Origin of the sequence: Anaerohalosphaera lusitana (genome assembly GCF_002007645.1) — a bacterium.
Taxonomy (GTDB): domain Bacteria; phylum Planctomycetota; class Phycisphaerae; order Sedimentisphaerales; family Anaerohalosphaeraceae; genus Anaerohalosphaera; species Anaerohalosphaera lusitana.
This window is the reverse complement of sequence record NZ_CP019791.1, coordinates 625,267-641,751: the sequence shown is the minus strand read 5'-3', so window position 1 is coordinate 641,751 and position 16,485 is coordinate 625,267. Positions and strand designations below refer to the sequence as shown.

Here is a 16,485-nt window from a genome sequence, read left to right as displayed (position 1 = left end):
TAATTGATCTAGAATGATCATACTAGCCCATGAACGGGTAGCGGTAGTCGATCGGCGGATTGTAGTTTTCCTTGACGGTTCGAACGGATATCCAACGCATAAGGTTGAACATGCTTCCTGCCTTGTCGTTCGTACCTGAACCGCGGCCACCGCCGAAGGGCTGCTGACCGACGACAGCTCCGGTGGGCTTGTCGTTGATGTAGAAATTGCCCGCAGAGTGACGCAGCACATCGTGTGCTTTCTGAACAGCGTAGCGGTCCTGGGCGAATATGCAGCCGGTCAGGCCGTACATGCTGGTCTGGTTGCACAGTTCGAGGGTCTTTTCAAAGTCCGCATCGTCATAGGGGAAGACGGTCAGGACAGGCGCAAAGATCTCTTCGACCATTGATTCATACTGCGGGTTGTCGGTCTCGATGATGGTGGGCTCGATGAAGTAGCCGACAGAATCATCGCACTTGCCGCCGATGATGACCTCGGCGTCCTTGGCTTCGTTGGCGCGGTCGATGAAGCCCTTGCATGTATCAAATGCGGCCTTGTCGATCATCGCGTTGAAGAAGTTGCTGAAGTCCTGAGGCGGCCCCATTTTGATCGACTTGACGTGTGTGAAGACCTTTTCCTTCAGTTCAGGCCAGATACTCTTGGGCACGTACATGCGTGAAAGAGCGGAGCATTTCTGACCCTGGTATTCGTATGCACCGCGAACGATGGCCGCCGCTGCGGCGTCGATGTCGGCTGAGTTGTGAACTACCATGAAGTCCTTGCCGCCGGTTTCGCCGACGATACGCGGGTAGCTCTTGTAGCTGGCGATGTTGTTGCCGATGGTCTTCCACATGTTCTGGAACACGGGAGTGGAGCCGGTGAAGTGGATGCCTGCAAAGTCAGGCGAACGCAGTACCGGATCGCCGACTTCTCTGCCGGAGCCGGGGATGAAGTTGATAACGCCGTCGGGAACACCGGCTTCCTGGAGGATCTTCATGAAGAAATATGCCGAGTAAACAGCCGTCGATGCGGGTTTCCAGAGTACGGTGTTACCCATCATGGCCGGTGATGTCGGCAGGTTTCCGCCGATAGCGGTGAAATTAAACGGGGTTACCGCAAATATGAAACCTTCCAGCGGACGATACTCGATGCTGTTGAGGATGCCTGTTGGGCAGTGGTCCGGCTGGATCTTGTACATCTGCTGCATGTAGTATGCATTGAAACGCAGGAAGTCGATCAGTTCGCACGCGCTGTCGATCTCGGCCTGGTAGGCGTTCTTGCCCTGGTTGAGCATCGTGGCAGCGTTGAGAGTATAGCGGTATTTTTTGCTGAGCAGCTCGGCGGCCTTTAGGAAAATGTTCGCACGCTGCTGATACGGCAGTGCTTCCCACTGATCCTTGGCTTTCAGGGACGCTTCGATCGCGAGCTCTACTTCTGCTTCGCTGGCCTTGTGAAAAGTCGCAAGAACCTTCTGGTGATCATGAGGCTGGATGCATTTGCCGGTGTTTCCGGTCTTGATCTCTTTGCCGCCAATTATAAGCGGTATCTCGATGACTTCGCTTTCGAGCCTGTTCAGTTCTTCTTTGAGCAGATCTCGCTCGGGAGTACCGGGAGCGTAACTCAATACCGGTTCATTTGCTGGTTTTGGGACATTACTGGACGTATTCTGCATCTCGCACACCTTTCATAAACTTTAGCTACCGTATAGGATTTTCTCTTTAGCAAAAACCGAACCGCCAGCTTAAAGGTTATGACAGAACATTTCCAGCAAATTCGCAGGGCAAGAAAGATTTTAAATCAGCGTTTTCAGGCCAATTAACCGCGATTGGACCTCGATTCAGCATAGCCGATAGCTGGGAGAATCATCTGTGACCGGCCCTGAGAACAAAAAAAGCCGTGCGCAAAAACATCGCACGGCTTGGAGAAACTGTACCGTATAGTACCTTCTTATATAGAAAGGTATGGTCGTCTATTCGACGTGAATGGCATCTACCGGACACTCATCCGCTGCCTGCTGTGCGGAGTCTTCATGTTCGGGCGGGACGGGATCGGCAATAACCTCGGCAAACTCATCACCCATTTGAAACACTTCCGGACAGGTGTCTACGCAAAGACCACATGCTGTACAACTATCATCGACTCTGACTTTCATAGAAGCCCCCTTTCGAAAATTAAACCAAAGTAGAATTGAAAAGCTCCAATCTTTTGAGGTATTATAAGGCCCGTGCCGGTGGAAATTAACATTATAAAAAGGTTTTTCTGGAAATTTTTTTGGTGTCTGCTATACTGCCTGCCCTGCATGAAGGCGTAGCAGAAAAGGGAGCTCAGTCAAAACAGAATAATGGACGCAATAAACCCGGGCGAATCGCAAAAACGCATGTTTTTCGAACTATCGTCGGGTTGGATCGATATATTTGATGGTCGGGTCCCCTGCAAGCGGGGCGCGTGAACCTGGTCAGGCGGGGAACCGAGCAGCCATAAGCGTTAGTCTCGTTGTGTAGGGCAAACCCGGCCACCTTTTATTTTGATCCGCAGTGAGCATTCACTGCTTTAAGCGGCCATTATAAGGCTTATCGAAACGGGTACGGTTCCGGCAATTTTCTGAGGAGTTTCTGATGGCAAAAATCCAGCCCCTTCGCACATTCTTTTTTGTCCAATTCCTCTGCATCGCCCTTCTTTTATGTTCCTGTTCGGCCCGGCAGTCGGCTAAGCTCAAAAATGAGCCTTTCTCGCCCAAAATCGGCGTTTGCACTTCCAAAGCGGACTCGCAATTCATGGAAAGGGCAGGCCTGGATTACATAGAATCTTCTGTACGGGGTTTTCTAGTGCCTACGAAAGAAGAGGATGTATTCCAAGCTGCAAACCGCAAATATGAAGAGGAAGGTGTGAAAACATATGCCTGCAACGGGTTTTTGCCCGGATCGCTCAAATCGGTCGGACCTGACGCAAAGCACGATGAGATAATAACTTACTGCGAGACCGCATTCAGGCGGGCAGAGGAGGCGGGCGTCAAATACATCGTGTTCGGCAGCGGAGCTTCGCGACGAATACCGGACGGATTCGACCCGACCCGGGCTCGCGAGCAGTTCGTGGAACTTTTGGGCAGGATGGGGCCAGTTGCGGGCAAAGACGGCGTTACCGTCGTGATCGAGCCACTCCGAAGTAAAGAATGCAACTTCATAAACAGGGTTGACGAGGCGCTGGCGATCGCAAAGGATGTGCATCATCCGAATATTCGGGTGCTCGCGGATTTCTATCACATGATGCAGGAAGGCGAGGGACCCGAATCGATAATCGCTGCTGGTGAATATCTGCGGCACTGTCATATTGCGGAAAACGAGGGAAGATGGTATCCGGGCAAGAACGGCGAAGATTTCACGCCCTACTTGCAGGCCTTGAAGGATATCGGCTATAATGGCGGCATTTCTATGGAATGCAGGTGGTCGGACTTTCCGAACGAAGTAGGCCAAGCCGTTGACTTCCTAGAAATGCAAATAGAAGCGGTAAAAGTAAGTCCTGAGTACTAAGTTATTTGTTCAAGATCGGACATGGAGTAAGAACATGAGCAGCATCAGCAGAAGAGATTTTGTAAAGGGTTCCATTGCCGCAACAGCGGGCCTGACGATGGCCGGCAGCGCCTGGGCGCAGGTTCGCGGTGCCAATGACGATATTCGTATCGGCGTGGCGGGCATACGAAGCAAGGGTGCACACCATATCGAACACTTACGTGGACTTGAAGGCGCACGCGTAGTCGCTATCTGCGACCCGGACACCAATCTGCTCGCACGTGAAAAGAAGAAGTTTACCGACGACCAGCAGACGGTGGAAACCTATACCGACGTTCGTAAGATGCTTGACAGCAAGGACATAGACGCGATCGTAATCGCGACTCCGAATCACTGGCATTCGCTGATAGGGATCTGGGCGTGTCAGGCAGGCAAGGACGTGTATGTTGAAAAGCCGGTTTCGCACAATATTTGGGAAGGCCGACAACTCGTCAAAGCAGCACGCAAATACGACCGCATCGTACAGGCGGGCACGCAGAACCGCTCGGACATCGGACTGATACCTATGATGCAGTACATTCACGAAGGCAGCCTGGGCGAGATCGAGTATGTGCATACGCTCACATATCGCCGTCGCAAAAGCATCGGCAAAGTGCCCGGACCGCAGCCTATACCGGATCATATCGACTATGACCTCTGGACCGGTCCTGCCGAGCTTCAGCCGCTGATGCGGGAAAGACTGCATTACGACTGGCACTGGGTATGGGATTACGGCAACGGCTCGATCGGCAATCAGGGAATCCACGAGGTCGATCTTGCAATGTGGGCACTGCAGGAGGATAAGCTCGCGCCGCGTGTGCTAAGTGTCGGCGGCCGTTACGGTTATGACGATGACGGTGAGACGCCGAATACCATGGTATCCATACTCGACTACGAGTCCGCACCTGTTATCTGTGAAGTGAAGAATCTGCCTATGAACAAAAACCGCAACTCGATGGATTATTATCGGGGGATCAAGACTGGCATTATTATCCAGTGCAAGGACGGATATTTCGCCGGCGGCCGCGGGGGCGGCTGGATCTATGACAATGACGGCAACAAGATCAAGCAGTTCCGGGGCGACGGCGGGGGCAACCATCAGCAGAACTTCATAGACGCGGTAAGAAGCAGAAAACGGGAGAACCTCGCTGCGGAAATTGAAAAGGGACATAAATCTTCGGCACTTTGCCACATGGCTCACTACTCCTATCGCATGGGGCAGAAGAGCGACCCCGAAAAGGCGCAGGAGGCGGTAGGCGAGAACAGCCATGCAGCAAAAGTCTGGCGGCGGCTGGAAGAGCACCTGTTCATGAACTGGATCGATCTGCAAAAAGAAGGTGTTGTGGTAGGTCCGTGGCTCGAAATGGATTCTAAAAAAGAAACATTCGTCGAAAAAGAGGACTTCGGCCCCGCTTTCTGGGCGAATAAGCTCGGCCGGGGCACATACCGTGAGCCTTTTGTGGTTCCGGAAAAGGTTTGATCGTTGCACCTGACAAGCCATTTTGCAGCGTTCGAAATTTGTGCTTGCAAAAAGGGCCGATTAGAGATTACATAAATGGACCGGGACGACAGGATGATAATCCGCGGATCGGTCCATTTTTTCGTTTTTTAATGCATTTACGGTTATGGCCTACACAGTACTCGCAAGAAGATATCGCTCGCAGACGTTCGACGACGTAGTCGGACAGGATGCCGTCGCGCAGACGCTCAAAAACGCGATAAAGAAGGACAAAGTCGCGCATGCGTACCTGTTCAGCGGTACGCGAGGGGTGGGCAAGACGACGATGGCGAGGATACTGGCCAAGTCGCTTAACTGTCTCAATGCAGACGAGCCGACAGCAGAGCCTTGCTGCGAATGCGACAGTTGCGTGGCGATCAATACGGGCGAGGATATCGATGTAATAGAGATCGACGGCGCTTCGAACCGCGGCATCGAGAACATACGTGAACTGAGGCAGAACGCGATATACCGCCCCGCCCGATCGCGGTTCAAGATCTATATCATTGACGAAGTGCACATGCTAACGGTTGACGCGTTCAACGCCCTTCTGAAGATCCTGGAAGAGCCGCCCGCACACGTCAAATTCATCTTCGCGACCACCGAGCCTAACAAGGTGCTGCCGACGATCCAGTCGCGGTGCCAGCGGTTCGATTTCAGCAGCATAAACCCTGAAACGATCTGCGCACAGCTCAAGAAGATACTGCAGAACGAGGGGATCAAGTACGAAGATGAGCTGGTTCTGCACGTCGCAAGGCTTGCGAACGGATCCATGCGTGACGCGTTGAGCCTGCTCGATCAGCTCATAAGTGCGGGCGTCGAACCTTTGACGGTGGAGCTACTTGAAGAATTTCTCGGCGAACCCAGCCGGGAGCAGGTCGCACAACTGATCGGTTATATCGGCGACAGTGAGGCTGCGGCTGTTCTGCAGGCAATAGAATCACTGATCAAGACCGGGCAGACGCCGATTTTGATCGTGGATTCGCTGATCGACCAGATGCGGGATATGATGGTGCTTAAGGCCGCGAGCAAGGAAAGCGACCTGCTCATCCTCACGCCGAGCGAACGGGATACGCTTTCGAAACTGTCTGAAAAATTCGATATCCCCGGGCTTATCTATAATATAACCGCGCTGGAAAAGCTCCGCTGGACCATCAAGAACAGCGAAACGCCGCGTGCGCTGCTGGAAGCTTCGATACTGCGATTCGCACTGAGCGAACATTTCCTGGGTGTCGAACAGTTACTGGCGAAAATACAGAGCGGCGGCGGCAATGCCGGCGGTGCGGGCTTAAAAAAAAACTTTCCACCCAGTTTAGACGCTAAAAAATCCGCATCTGCCGGGCCGACAGGCGTACCACAGCCAGGGCAGCAAAACTCGTCAGAACCGGCGCAACCTCAGCAGCAGCAGGTACTTAACGGACCTGTCACTCTCGAGTCGCTAAAAGATAACTGGACAGCGATACTCGATTCAGCGGTCGGTCCATACGCAAAACTGCCCGGCTTTTTGAAGCAGACAGTGCCGCAGGAGCTGGCTGGCAACACACTGACCCTCGGTGCGGCAACGAGCTTCGTGATGAAAAGGTTCGAAAGTCTGCACGGACGAATCGAGGAGTTTTTGTCGGCTGCGACGGGCCAGAAACTAATCGTCAAGATCGAAAAAGCCAAAGCCAGCGGCAAGCACATACCCAAGCCGCAGTCGCCAGGAAGCAAACTAAGCGCCGAAGAGCGGGATGAGGCCGAGAAAGACCCCGCGGTCAAACTGCTGCGGAACGGCCTTGACGCCAATATCGCAATGATCGAACGTGTGCCTCAGGATCAGAACAGGTCCGCATAGGGAGTTATTGCAATGAATCAGGCATACACCGAAAGCCTCAACAAACTCATCGAGGAATTCAGCAATCTGCCCGGCATAGGCCCAAAGACTGCCGAGCGGCTGGCGTTCCACATACTCAAAGCCGATGCAAAGGAAGCACTGGGGCTTGCGGACGCGATCAGCAGCGTCAAAAAGAACACGCGGCATTGCTCGGTATGCTATAATCTGGCCGAGGGCGAAAAATGTGCAATCTGTGCTGATCCGAAGCGCGACCACAGCGTCATCTGCGTGGTTGAGCAGTCCAAAGACATCATAAACCTCGAAAAGACAGGACTTTGCAAGTGGGTCTACCACGTTCTCGGCGGGCATATCGCCCCGCTGGAGGGTATCGAGCCGACCGACCTGACGATAGATGCACTGCTCAAGCGGGTCCGCTCGGGCGAGGTAAAAGAGCTGGTCATGGCGACCAATCCGAACATGGAAGGCGACGGCACGGCACTGTATATAGGCTCGCTGGTCAAACCCTTGGGGGTGAAGATCACAAGGCTCGCTCGAGGGTTGCCGAGCGGTTCGAGCATCGAGTACAGCAGCGGGTCCATCCTGGCTGAGGCGATCCTTGGCCGATCAAACATGGACTAGGGCCCTTACAGCCTCACACACACTCATTTTCCAGCACTTCTTAAAACTTTTACGCGAGTTTTAATTGTAAGACCGCTCGGAAAGGGGCATTTTCTGCTGAATTTACTAAACTTTGGCGGTTAACCATTAACATTTACAAGCTGAAACAGTATCATGGTATGCGGTTTGCATTAGAATTTTATCACAGCGAAGAATTAGTGGTGACAGACTTATGAAGATGTCAATGACAGGCCAGATGCGGCTGGAACAGCGGATGAAGCTGGCTCCCCGCATGATACAGTCGATGGAGGTGTTGCAGCTGCCTCTGCTGGCCTTGCAGGAAAAAATAGAAGCGGAGCTCAACAGCAACCCGGTGCTCGAGATCGCTGAAGAACGCATTGAGGCAGGCGATGAGCAGGAAGAGTCCGCATGCGAGAACCTGGACGAAAAAGAGCTCGTGGTCGATGAGAAAGGCGACAATACTGACGATTTCGAGCGTCTTGACAGTATAAACGATGATTTCGGCGATTATTTCGACCAGTCCATGAGCGTCTCGGCCCGGCCGAAGACACCCGAAAAGGACAAAAAGCTCGAAGCGATGCAGAACACCGCGAGCTCGGGCCTGTCACTTCGCGACTCGCTGCTGCAGCAGTGGGCTCTGATCGACGCCGAAGACGAGGTCAAGCAGGCGGGCGAACACATCATCGACTACATCGACGAAAAGGGCTATTTGACGACCCCGGTTGAAGAGCTTGACAAAGAAAAGCATCCGTTCAATATCGATCACCTTCGCGAGGCGCTGCAGCTCGTGCAGAAACTCGAGCCGGCAGGAGTGGGGGCACGGGATTTGCGTGAGTGCATGCTGATTCAGATCGATCAGTTCCCCGAGGACATGTCGCTGGAACGCAAGCTGGTCGAGGATCACTGGTCAGAGCTGCTGGAAAATCGCCTGCCGCAGATAGCGAAAAAAATGAACGTGCCTGTGGAGCTGATAAACCATGCAATCAAACGGCTCAGCAAGCTCGATACGTCGCCCGGCCTGCGTGTGGGCAGGGACGAAAATCACCCGATAACCGCCGATGTGATCGTCGAACCGAGCCCGGACGGAGGATATTCAGTATCGCTGGCCGAGGCAAATATGCCGAATCTGCGGGTGAACCGCTTCTATTCGCAGATGGCCCGTAATCGCAAAGTGGACGATAAAACACGTCAGTTCCTGCAGAAAAACATCCACTCCGCCCAATGGCTCATGGACGCTATCGTCCAGCGAAAGCAGACGCTGCTGCAGGTCGCGCAGGCGATCGTAAACCACCAGCAGGAGTACTTCGAAAAGGGCAAGCTGTTCCTAAAACCGCTGCCTATGGCAACTATCGCAGATGAAGTGGGCGTGCACGTCGCGACCGTATCGCGAGCCGTTGCGGGCAAGTATATGCAGTGTCCGCAGGGACTTGTGCCGTTGAGGGGCTTTTTCAGCGGCGGCACCAAAAACGCCAGCGGCAAGATGCAGAGCTGGGACGCGGTCAAGGCCGAGCTGCAGCGGATCGTCGAGGCTGAGGACAAGTCAAAACCACTCAACGATGATCAGATCCGGCAGGCACTTGCGGACAAGGGCATCGAGAATATCGCCCGCAGGACCGTGGCCAAGTACCGCAAGCTGCTGAACATACCATCCGCAAGGTTCCGCAAGAAATTCTAATCAGACCGATTGTCGCCCGGCGAGAGTATTGTTCAAATTGTTTGACTGCACAATAGCCTTGCTTTTTGGCCAGCCACGAATTACAATCGCAGAAAACAATGTCAGGGGTGCTCGGACTCGATCGGTCCGAGCTGAGATCCCGCAGTCGGGAACCCTTAGTACCTGATCTGGATAATGCCAGCGAAGGGAGGCACGAAAACGATCTTTTCGACGCGCCTTCATTCGAGGGCGCGTTTTTTTATGGACCAGCCGAACTGGTCAAAAGCGAGACAAATATGGAACACAAATTGAAGATCAACGGCGAGGAGCACAGCTACGAGGCTGATGCGATGCCCGCTAACATATCGCAGCTTCTCCAGCAGCTCGAGATCGACGCGGCGACAGTTGTTGCGGAGATCGACGGGCAGATCGTTGAACGTAAAAATTTTGCTGAAACGTCCTTGCAGCCGGGCCAGCAGATAGAACTGATAAGATTCGTAGGCGGAGGCTGATAATGGAAAAACTTAAGATCGCAGACAAAGAATTCACCTCCCGGCTGTTCATCGGCACGGGCAAGTATTCGTCCAATGCGGACATGGCGAAAGCTATCGATGCATCGGGAAGTGAGATGGTCACAGTCGCGCTTCGCCGGGTGGACATCCGGAACGAGAACGACGATATGCTCGCGGCCGTGGATCGTGACAGGTGCGTGCTGCTGCCGAACACTTCCGGCGCACGAGACGGGGAAGAAGCCGTCCGGCTGGCAAGGCTGACGCGTGCGGCAAGCGGGATCAACTGGGTCAAGCTCGAAGTCACGCCCGACCCGTACTACCTGCTGCCCGACGGCGGCGAGACGCTGAAGGCTGCCGAGACGCTGGTCAATGACGGGTTCGTGGTGCTGCCGTATATCAACGCGGACCCGATACTGGCGAAAAAGCTGCAGGACGTCGGCACCGCAACCGTGATGCCGCTGGCCAGCCCGATCGGTTCGAACCAGGGACTGACCACGCGAGCGGCAATCGAGATCATTATAGAACAGGCGACAGTACCTGTCGTCGTTGATGCGGGACTCGGTCTGCCGAGCCATGCCGCCGAAGCGATGGAGATGGGCGCGGACGCCGTGCTGGTCAATACAGCGATCGCGACAGCGGGCGATCCGGCAGCGATGGCTGAGGCGTTCAAGCTCGCGACCGAGGCAGGCAGAACCGCGTACCTGGCGGGCAAAGCGGCGATCAGCAAAACAGCAAATGCATCGAGCCCGCTTACCGGGTTCCTGCGTGACTGATACACGAAAGGCACATAGATAGTGAGCGAATTCGCACAGATATTACGTGACAAAAAGCTGGATCGGCAATCACCGGACACGTCAACAATGATCGATAACATAACGACCGACCAGGTCCGCCGACACCTCGCCCAGCCGCCCGGTCGGTACAGCATCGACAGGCTCATGGCGCTGCTTTCTCCGGCTGCGAGCGAGCTGCTGGAAGAGATGGCACAGCAAGCCAGACAGCTAACGATCCAGCGGTTCGGGCGGACCGTCCAAATGTACGCCCCGCTGTACGTTTCGAACGTTTGCGTGAACAGTTGCCTGTACTGCGGCTTCAACTGTCAAACCGAGTTCAGCCGTACCCGCCTGACGATCGACCAGGCGGTAAAGGACGGCAAGGTGATCGCGTCGGAAGGCTTTCGCCATATTCTTCTTGTCAGCGGCGAGGATACGAAATACGTGACGAACGATTACCTCGCGGAACTGGCACAACGGCTTCGCGAGGACTTCAGCAGCGTTTCGATTGAGATCTATCCGCTGGACGAAGCGGGCTACAAGAACTGCTTCGATGCGGGCATCGACGGCGTGACGCTGTACCAGGAAACGTACGACCGCGATACTTACGAACGTTACCACATCGCAGGGCCCAAGGCGGACTATGACCAAAGGCTAGATTCTTATGACCGCGCCGCACGAGCGGGCATGCGAAGGCTCGGGCTGGGTGTGCTGCTGGGACTTGCGGACTGGCGACAGGAGACGCTAGCACTCGCTGAGCACGCGGCGTACCTTATGAAAAAATACTGGCGGTCGCAGGTTTCGTTTTCGTTCCCGCGTCTTAGACCCGCGCCGCATGTAGCCGAAGAATATGAACACCTCGTGGGCGAACGGGAACTGGTGCAGATGATGATTGCATTGCGATTGTGTTTCGCCGACGCAGGGATCGTCCTGAGCACCCGCGAAAGTGCTGAGCTGAGAAACAATGCGGTTAATCTTTGCGTGACGCGGATCAGCGCGGGCAGCAAGACGAATCCGGGCGGCTATTCAGAAGAAGATGACTCTACTGAACAGTTCGTCATAGCGGACGACCGCGACCCATCGGAAGTCGCCAAGATGATCAAACGGGCAGGCCGAGAAGCTGTTTGGAAGGACTGGGACACAAGCTTCACCGCTTAGCAAACCGCAGGATCATTGCCTAACTTCATTCAACGGGATGCGGACAGTACGCGCCCTTGTTCTTCTCGAAGTACCGCTGGTGATAATCCTCTGCCATATAGAACGGGCCTGCGGGCTTAATCTCGGTCACGATCGGCCTCTCAAACTTCGCCGAATCCTGCAATGCCTCCTTGGTCTTCTTAGCGATTTCCTTCTGTGATTCGTCATGGTAGAATATTGCGGAACGATACTGGGTGCCAACGTCGGGCCCCTGGCGGTTCAGTGTTGTCGGGTTATGCGATGCGAAGAACTTATCCACCAGTTTCGCATAGTTTGTCTTGTCCGGATCGTAATAAACCCGCACAGCCTCGGCGTGGCCCGTCCGCCCGGTGCAGACTTCGCGATATGTCGGATTCTCCTTGCTGCCGCCCGTATATCCGACCGCGGTTGCTACTACGCCTTCAGTTTGGCGGAAAACGGCCTCGACACCCCAGAAACAGCCGCCCGCAAATGTGGCAGATTGAACATTTTCAGATATTGCTTTTTCACCAACGATACTTGCCTGCTGTACAGATCTCAGTTCCGTATTATTCATATGGGCTTCCTTCCCGTGTGCGCCGCAACCCGCCATCAGCGAAATGATTACAGCAGCCGTAAACAAAAATAGAATAGTTTTATTAAGCCTCATGATTACACCTTTCAACTCACCTTTGATACGCAAACACCACAAAGAGGGTTCGGGACTGCACATTGATATTGTAAAGGTTTGCTCCCAGACGGCATCTGTAAAGCGAAAAGGGGTAAGTGCCGGCAAACTCAGCAACTTACATGCTGAGCTTGCGAGATACCCGAATCATCCAGATTATCCTCCGGCATGCCCAGTCTGTCAAGAGCACGGAAGAATGCAGGCTTAGAGAGAGGCTTGACGAAATATGCATCAGCACCGATCTGCATGCATTTGTCGATCGTTGTCTGCCGGTCCGTGGTGCTGAGCATGAGTACAGGGAGTTCACAGCTCTTTTTGGACCGGCGAATATCTTTCAGGACCTCAACGCCGTTGAGACCGGGCAACTGTATGTCAAGAATCACGATATAGCCCGAGCAGTTAGCCTGAGCAATGTTATTGTCGACATAATCAAGCAGCTTTTGCCCACTACCAAACCGGATCAAGGAGCTTTCGATCCCCCATCTTCTCAGGTGTCGTTTAGTGAGGACAAAATTACCCAGGTTGTCCTCTGCAAACAATATTGTTTTAGCCGCCAACATTCAGTAGCCTCCTCGAGCCGGAGCATGATGTATTTCTATAGAACTAATCGGATTATCAAGCAATAAAGCTTTAGAATATAGGACCGTTTAAGAGCTTTTCTTACCTAAGACTTTTAATTAAGAGCATAATCCTTATAATGGTTTGGGCGACCAACGCACAGGGTTTGTATTTAAAAACACGAGTTCTATATGTGGGAGTTTTCATGATTTACAGCGATTTCGGGAAAACAGGTGCCAAAGTAAGTGCTGTCGGGTTTGGCGGCATGAGATTCGACACCAAAAACAAGTCAAATGAGGAAAACGCCGAGCTGCTCACTTACGCAGTCGATAAAGGAATCAACTACCTCGATACGGCACCGGGCTATTGCGATGACAAGAGCGAGGACATTTACGGCCTTGCCATCAAAGAAATGGCGGACAAACGTGATCAGTTCTACGTTACCACCAAGGGCATGCCGGCCACTTATGACACAGCGGACAAGGCTCGGGAAGCGGTCGAGAAATCGCTCAAGCGCCTGAACACGGATTACATAGATTTTTATCACGTCTGGTGCATCCGCCGGATGAGTGAATACGAATTGGCGATGAAGCCGGGCGGTCAGTACGAAGGCCTGCTCAAGGCGAAAGAGGAAGGACTCATCAAAAATATTGTCATATCTTCTCATCTGCGAGGCGATCATATTGCGCAGATCATGAAAAAGAAAGAATATGAAGCCGTGCTGCTCGGTTTGAATATATTGAACTTCATGTATCGCTGGGAAGGCGTACAGAAGGCACACGACCTCGGTTATGGCGTGGTTGCGATGAACCCGCTCAGCGGGGGGCTAATACCAAAACATGAGAAGGAGTTTTCTTTCCTCGGCGAGGAAGGCGAAAGTGCTACAGAAGCGGCACTGCGATTTATAATCAGTTGTCCACAGGTAAATGTCGCACTGGTCGGATTTGAAAACAAAGAGCATATCGATATGGCCTGTCGTGTAGCTGATCAGGCAAAGTCCTTTACTGAGGAAGATATCGAACGGGTAAAGGCGAATCTGTCGGACCACATGAATTCGCTATGCACGGGCTGTAATTATTGCATGGCAGGGGTTTGTCCGCAGAATATTCCGATCGCAAGCTATATGCAGTATTACAATGACAAGCCGCTTTTCGGCAAGGACGAACAAGAGATGAAGAAAAAGCTCAAGTTCGAGCTGGAATGGGGCAGACTTGCAGAAAAGGTCTCCCGCGCCAAGGACTGCATCGAATGCGCCAAGTGTGAACAAGTATGCACGCAGCATCTGGACATCATGAACCGACTTGCTGAGATTGCTGAATGGAGAACCAACCTGCCTGAGGATGATAACTAATTCGAAACGGAGATTAGATGACAAAGTTCGCCTTTTCAGTATGTCTGCTAATTGTCATCACAGGCACCACGTTTGCTGCCGACGACCTGGCACAGCTCGAAAGACAGCTCAAAGAGTATCTGCTCACTAACAAATACAGCAATCTGTTCGACACGATCAATCCCGAGCATGACAGTGACAAATTTCTAAAAGCCGGCAGGTTCATGAAGTCTATGCAATCGGACGGCAGTTGGAAAAGTATCGATTACACGAGCAAACGCCGGGGCGGCTGGCCCGTCAACGGTCACATGTCGCGTGTCACAACGATGGCGAAGGCCTACTGCTCGCGGAACAGCAAATACAGCCAAAGCAGCGAGATGCTTGGTGCCATCCGCAAAGCGCTGCAGTTCTGGCTGGAGAACGATTTTGTCAGCCCCAACTGGTGGCACAACCAGATCGGAGTTCCGCGCGAGGTGGGACGTACTCTTATACTGGTAGGCGATAGAGTGCCCGAAGAAGTCGTAGAACGTTCTATAGAAATGGTAATGGCGCGGGCTCGGATACGTATGACCGGTCAGAACAGGATCTGGCTGGCGGGCAATGTGTTCATGCGAGGGCTGCTTACGGATGATGCCGAACTCGTCACCAAAGCGGCCAACGCGATTGCCGCTGAGGTCCGCGTCACCACCGCTGAAGGCGTTCAGCCTGACTGGAGCTTTCACCAGCACGGACCGCAGCTTCAGTTCGGAAACTACGGTCTGTCGTACGCAAACGACTGCGCGATGTGGGCGAACATCCTTCGCGGCACACGTTTCGCGTTTGACGATGCGAAGATCGAAATATTGCGAAACTACTTGCTGAACGGACAGCAGTGGGTCGTCTGGAACAGAAGCATGGACATCAGCGCATGCGGACGACAGCTCTTTCCGGGACAGCCCCGCAAAAAGGCACGTCTGCTTGCCGAGATTTTCCCGGTCATGGCTGCGGCGGATAAGGAACACATGGCCGAGTATATGGCATTTACAAGACGGTACCTTGATGACGGTACAACCGAAAATGCGTTCACAGGTCATAAGCATTTCTGGAGGTCAGATTTTACCGTGCATCGCAGGCCGGACTTTTATTGTTCTGTGAAGATGTGTTCGCCTCGCGTGATCGGCGCTGAATCGGGAAATTCAGAAAACCTGCTCGGCTATCATCTTGCTGACGGTGCAACCTATATTTACCGCAACGGCGATGAATACCGCGACATCTTCCCCGTTTGGGACTGGCGAAAACTGCCCGGCACAACATGTCTGCAGAGTGATGAGCCTTTGCCGCAGTTGAGCTGGTCCGGCTATCACAACGGCAGCGACTTTGTTGGCGGAGTGTCAGACGGGAACAACGGCGTGACTGTGATGGATTACGACCGCGACGGGCTGCGAGCGAAGAAGGTGTGGTTCTTCCACGGCGATGAGATACTTTGCCTGGGAGCAGGGATCAGCACCGATAAGGACCAGTATGTCGTAACCACGATCGATCAATGTTTACTGAACGGCGAAGCAGTTGTCTACGGCAGGGACGGGTCCCCGATGGTCGGCAAGCATATACTCGGCAGGCCCGCGTGGATGTGGCACAACAGAATCGGCTATGCCCTCCTCGAGAATAGCGGCGTTTACGTCAGTGCCGACAAACAGACCGGGAAATGGAGCAGCGTATACTCGGCAGGGTCGGACAAGCAGGTCAGCAAAGAGGTCTTCAGGGCGCAGATTGAGCATGGCAAAGCGCCCCAGAACGCAAGCTATGCCTACAAGATCCTGCCCGGCGTGAAGCCCAGTACTTTACTTAAAGGCAAGATCGGTGAGCTGCAAGTGATCGCAAATACTGAAAATATTCAGGCGGCAACCTGTGATGATTGGGCGGGCATAATTTTCCACAAAGCAGGCTCGGTAAAAATACCCGAAAGTCCGCACACAGCACTCGACAAGCCCGGACTGGTGATGCTCGAACGAAAAGGCGATACGGTGAACATCTCAGTCGCCGAGCCGACCGCGAACAAAGATATTGACAGTTTCAAGCTGACGCTCAGCGGTAAATTCGAGGGCGAAAACTGCACCTACGACGGTGAAAATGACGTGACCTCCTGCCTGATAGAGCTGCCGACGGGAAAAGGGCAGAGAGGCGGGAGCACCTTTGTTTCGGTAAAAAAACTAAACTGACAGCCTACTCCAAGTTCATATTTGAATCTACTCGGATTATAGTTGCAATCTGACTGTCTTGCACTTAAAATATTTCATGCTTTGATTTATTGGCGTAGCAGAATTTGGTATCACCTCTGAGCAGGTGGGACTTGCAGATCACA

Annotated in this window: 14 protein-coding genes, 1 other RNA gene and 1 riboswitch; of the genes, 11 read left to right on the top strand and 4 right to left on the bottom strand. The window is 53.2% G+C overall.

Annotated features, from left to right (window positions below):
• Positions 1-22: 22 nt before the first annotated feature.
• Together pruA and STSP2_RS02785 are read right to left on the bottom strand one after the other, a co-directional pair.
• The gene (gene pruA / locus STSP2_RS02790; RefSeq protein ID WP_146659662.1) at positions 23-1,651 is read right to left on the bottom strand and encodes an L-glutamate gamma-semialdehyde dehydrogenase; all 1,629 of its coding nucleotides are present in this window, start codon (positions 1,649-1,651) and stop codon (positions 23-25) included.
• A gap of 297 nt (positions 1,652-1,948) precedes the next feature.
• The gene (locus STSP2_RS02785; RefSeq protein ID WP_146659660.1) at positions 1,949-2,131 is read right to left on the bottom strand and encodes a ferredoxin; all 183 of its coding nucleotides are present in this window, start codon (positions 2,129-2,131) and stop codon (positions 1,949-1,951) included.
• A gap of 267 nt (positions 2,132-2,398) precedes the next feature.
• On the opposite strand from STSP2_RS02785, the gene ffs reads away from it, so the two are divergent.
• The 9 genes from ffs to thiH all read left to right on the top strand — a co-directional run bounded on the left by ffs (position 2,399) and on the right by thiH (position 11,571).
• Positions 2,399-2,496, top strand: an RNA gene (ffs, locus tag STSP2_RS02780) — signal recognition particle sRNA small type.
• 98 nt (positions 2,497-2,594) lie between these two features.
• Complete coding sequence (locus STSP2_RS02775) at positions 2,595-3,506, top strand: sugar phosphate isomerase/epimerase family protein (protein WP_146659658.1); 912 nt, start codon at positions 2,595-2,597, stop codon at positions 3,504-3,506.
• A 34-nt stretch (positions 3,507-3,540) separates the two neighbouring features.
• Positions 3,541-5,004 carry a Gfo/Idh/MocA family oxidoreductase gene (locus STSP2_RS02770; protein WP_146659656.1) on the top strand — a complete coding sequence of 488 codons (1,464 nt, stop codon included), beginning with the start codon at positions 3,541-3,543 and terminating at the stop codon, positions 5,002-5,004.
• A gap of 145 nt (positions 5,005-5,149) precedes the next feature.
• Positions 5,150-6,856, top strand: coding sequence for a DNA polymerase III subunit gamma/tau (gene dnaX, locus STSP2_RS02765; protein WP_146659654.1), 1,707 nt, complete (start codon positions 5,150-5,152; stop codon positions 6,854-6,856).
• A gap of 12 nt (positions 6,857-6,868) precedes the next feature.
• Positions 6,869-7,474 carry a recombination mediator RecR gene (gene recR / locus STSP2_RS02760; protein WP_146659652.1) on the top strand — a complete coding sequence of 202 codons (606 nt, stop codon included), beginning with the start codon at positions 6,869-6,871 and terminating at the stop codon, positions 7,472-7,474.
• Positions 7,475-7,685: 211 nt separating this feature from the next.
• Positions 7,686-9,149, top strand: coding sequence for an RNA polymerase factor sigma-54 (gene rpoN, locus STSP2_RS02755; protein WP_146659650.1), 1,464 nt, complete (start codon positions 7,686-7,688; stop codon positions 9,147-9,149).
• A 93-nt stretch (positions 9,150-9,242) separates the two neighbouring features.
• Positions 9,243-9,355, top strand: a riboswitch (TPP riboswitch).
• 69 nt (positions 9,356-9,424) lie between these two features.
• Positions 9,425-9,640 carry a sulfur carrier protein ThiS gene (gene thiS, locus STSP2_RS02750; protein ID WP_146659648.1) on the top strand — a complete coding sequence of 72 codons (216 nt, stop codon included), beginning with the start codon at positions 9,425-9,427 and terminating at the stop codon, positions 9,638-9,640.
• Between the two features lie 2 nt (positions 9,641-9,642).
• Positions 9,643-10,413, top strand: a complete 771-nt coding sequence (locus tag STSP2_RS02745) for a thiazole synthase (RefSeq protein WP_146659646.1) — start codon at positions 9,643-9,645, stop codon at positions 10,411-10,413.
• Between the two features lie 21 nt (positions 10,414-10,434).
• Positions 10,435-11,571, top strand: a complete 1,137-nt coding sequence (gene thiH / locus STSP2_RS02740) for a 2-iminoacetate synthase ThiH (RefSeq protein ID WP_146659644.1) — start codon at positions 10,435-10,437, stop codon at positions 11,569-11,571.
• 25 nt (positions 11,572-11,596) lie between these two features.
• Here the strand turns inward: thiH and msrA are convergent, their stop codons facing one another.
• Positions 11,597-12,145, bottom strand: a complete 549-nt coding sequence (gene msrA, locus STSP2_RS02735; RefSeq protein WP_418202203.1) for a peptide-methionine (S)-S-oxide reductase MsrA — start codon at positions 12,143-12,145, stop codon at positions 11,597-11,599.
• A 221-nt stretch (positions 12,146-12,366) separates the two neighbouring features.
• Positions 12,367-12,816 (bottom strand): response regulator, encoded by a 450-nt coding sequence (locus STSP2_RS02730; RefSeq protein ID WP_146659642.1) that lies wholly within the window; start codon positions 12,814-12,816, stop codon positions 12,367-12,369.
• Positions 12,817-13,019: 203 nt separating this feature from the next.
• Here STSP2_RS02730 and STSP2_RS02725 point away from each other — a divergent pair, with 203 nt between their 5' ends.
• Both STSP2_RS02725 and STSP2_RS02720 read left to right on the top strand, forming a co-directional pair.
• Positions 13,020-14,165, top strand: a complete 1,146-nt coding sequence (locus tag STSP2_RS02725) for an aldo/keto reductase (RefSeq protein WP_146659640.1) — start codon at positions 13,020-13,022, stop codon at positions 14,163-14,165.
• A gap of 17 nt (positions 14,166-14,182) precedes the next feature.
• Positions 14,183-16,342, top strand: coding sequence for a polysaccharide lyase 8 family protein (locus tag STSP2_RS02720; protein WP_146659638.1), 2,160 nt, complete (start codon positions 14,183-14,185; stop codon positions 16,340-16,342).
• Positions 16,343-16,485 lie beyond the last annotated feature (143 nt).

Bases quoted from the DNA above. Each gene is read 5' to 3' on its own strand.
- pruA (WP_146659662.1), bottom strand. From the start codon at position 1,651: ATGCAGAATACGTCCAGTAATGTCCCAAAACCAGCAAATGAACCGGTA.
- STSP2_RS02785 (WP_146659660.1), bottom strand. From the start codon at position 2,131: ATGAAAGTCAGAGTCGATGATAGTTGTACAGCATGTGGTCTTTGCGTA.
- STSP2_RS02775 (WP_146659658.1), top strand. From the start codon at position 2,595: ATGGCAAAAATCCAGCCCCTTCGCACATTCTTTTTTGTCCAATTCCTC.
- STSP2_RS02770 (WP_146659656.1), top strand. From the start codon at position 3,541: ATGAGCAGCATCAGCAGAAGAGATTTTGTAAAGGGTTCCATTGCCGCA.
- dnaX (WP_146659654.1), top strand. From the start codon at position 5,150: ATGGCCTACACAGTACTCGCAAGAAGATATCGCTCGCAGACGTTCGAC.
- recR (WP_146659652.1), top strand. From the start codon at position 6,869: ATGAATCAGGCATACACCGAAAGCCTCAACAAACTCATCGAGGAATTC.
- rpoN (WP_146659650.1), top strand. From the start codon at position 7,686: ATGAAGATGTCAATGACAGGCCAGATGCGGCTGGAACAGCGGATGAAG.
- thiS (WP_146659648.1), top strand. From the start codon at position 9,425: ATGGAACACAAATTGAAGATCAACGGCGAGGAGCACAGCTACGAGGCT.
- STSP2_RS02745 (WP_146659646.1), top strand. From the start codon at position 9,643: ATGGAAAAACTTAAGATCGCAGACAAAGAATTCACCTCCCGGCTGTTC.
- msrA (WP_418202203.1), bottom strand. From the start codon at position 12,145: ATGAATAATACGGAACTGAGATCTGTACAGCAGGCAAGTATCGTTGGT.
- STSP2_RS02730 (WP_146659642.1), bottom strand. From the start codon at position 12,816: ATGTTGGCGGCTAAAACAATATTGTTTGCAGAGGACAACCTGGGTAAT.
- STSP2_RS02725 (WP_146659640.1), top strand. From the start codon at position 13,020: ATGATTTACAGCGATTTCGGGAAAACAGGTGCCAAAGTAAGTGCTGTC.
- STSP2_RS02720 (WP_146659638.1), top strand. From the start codon at position 14,183: ATGACAAAGTTCGCCTTTTCAGTATGTCTGCTAATTGTCATCACAGGC.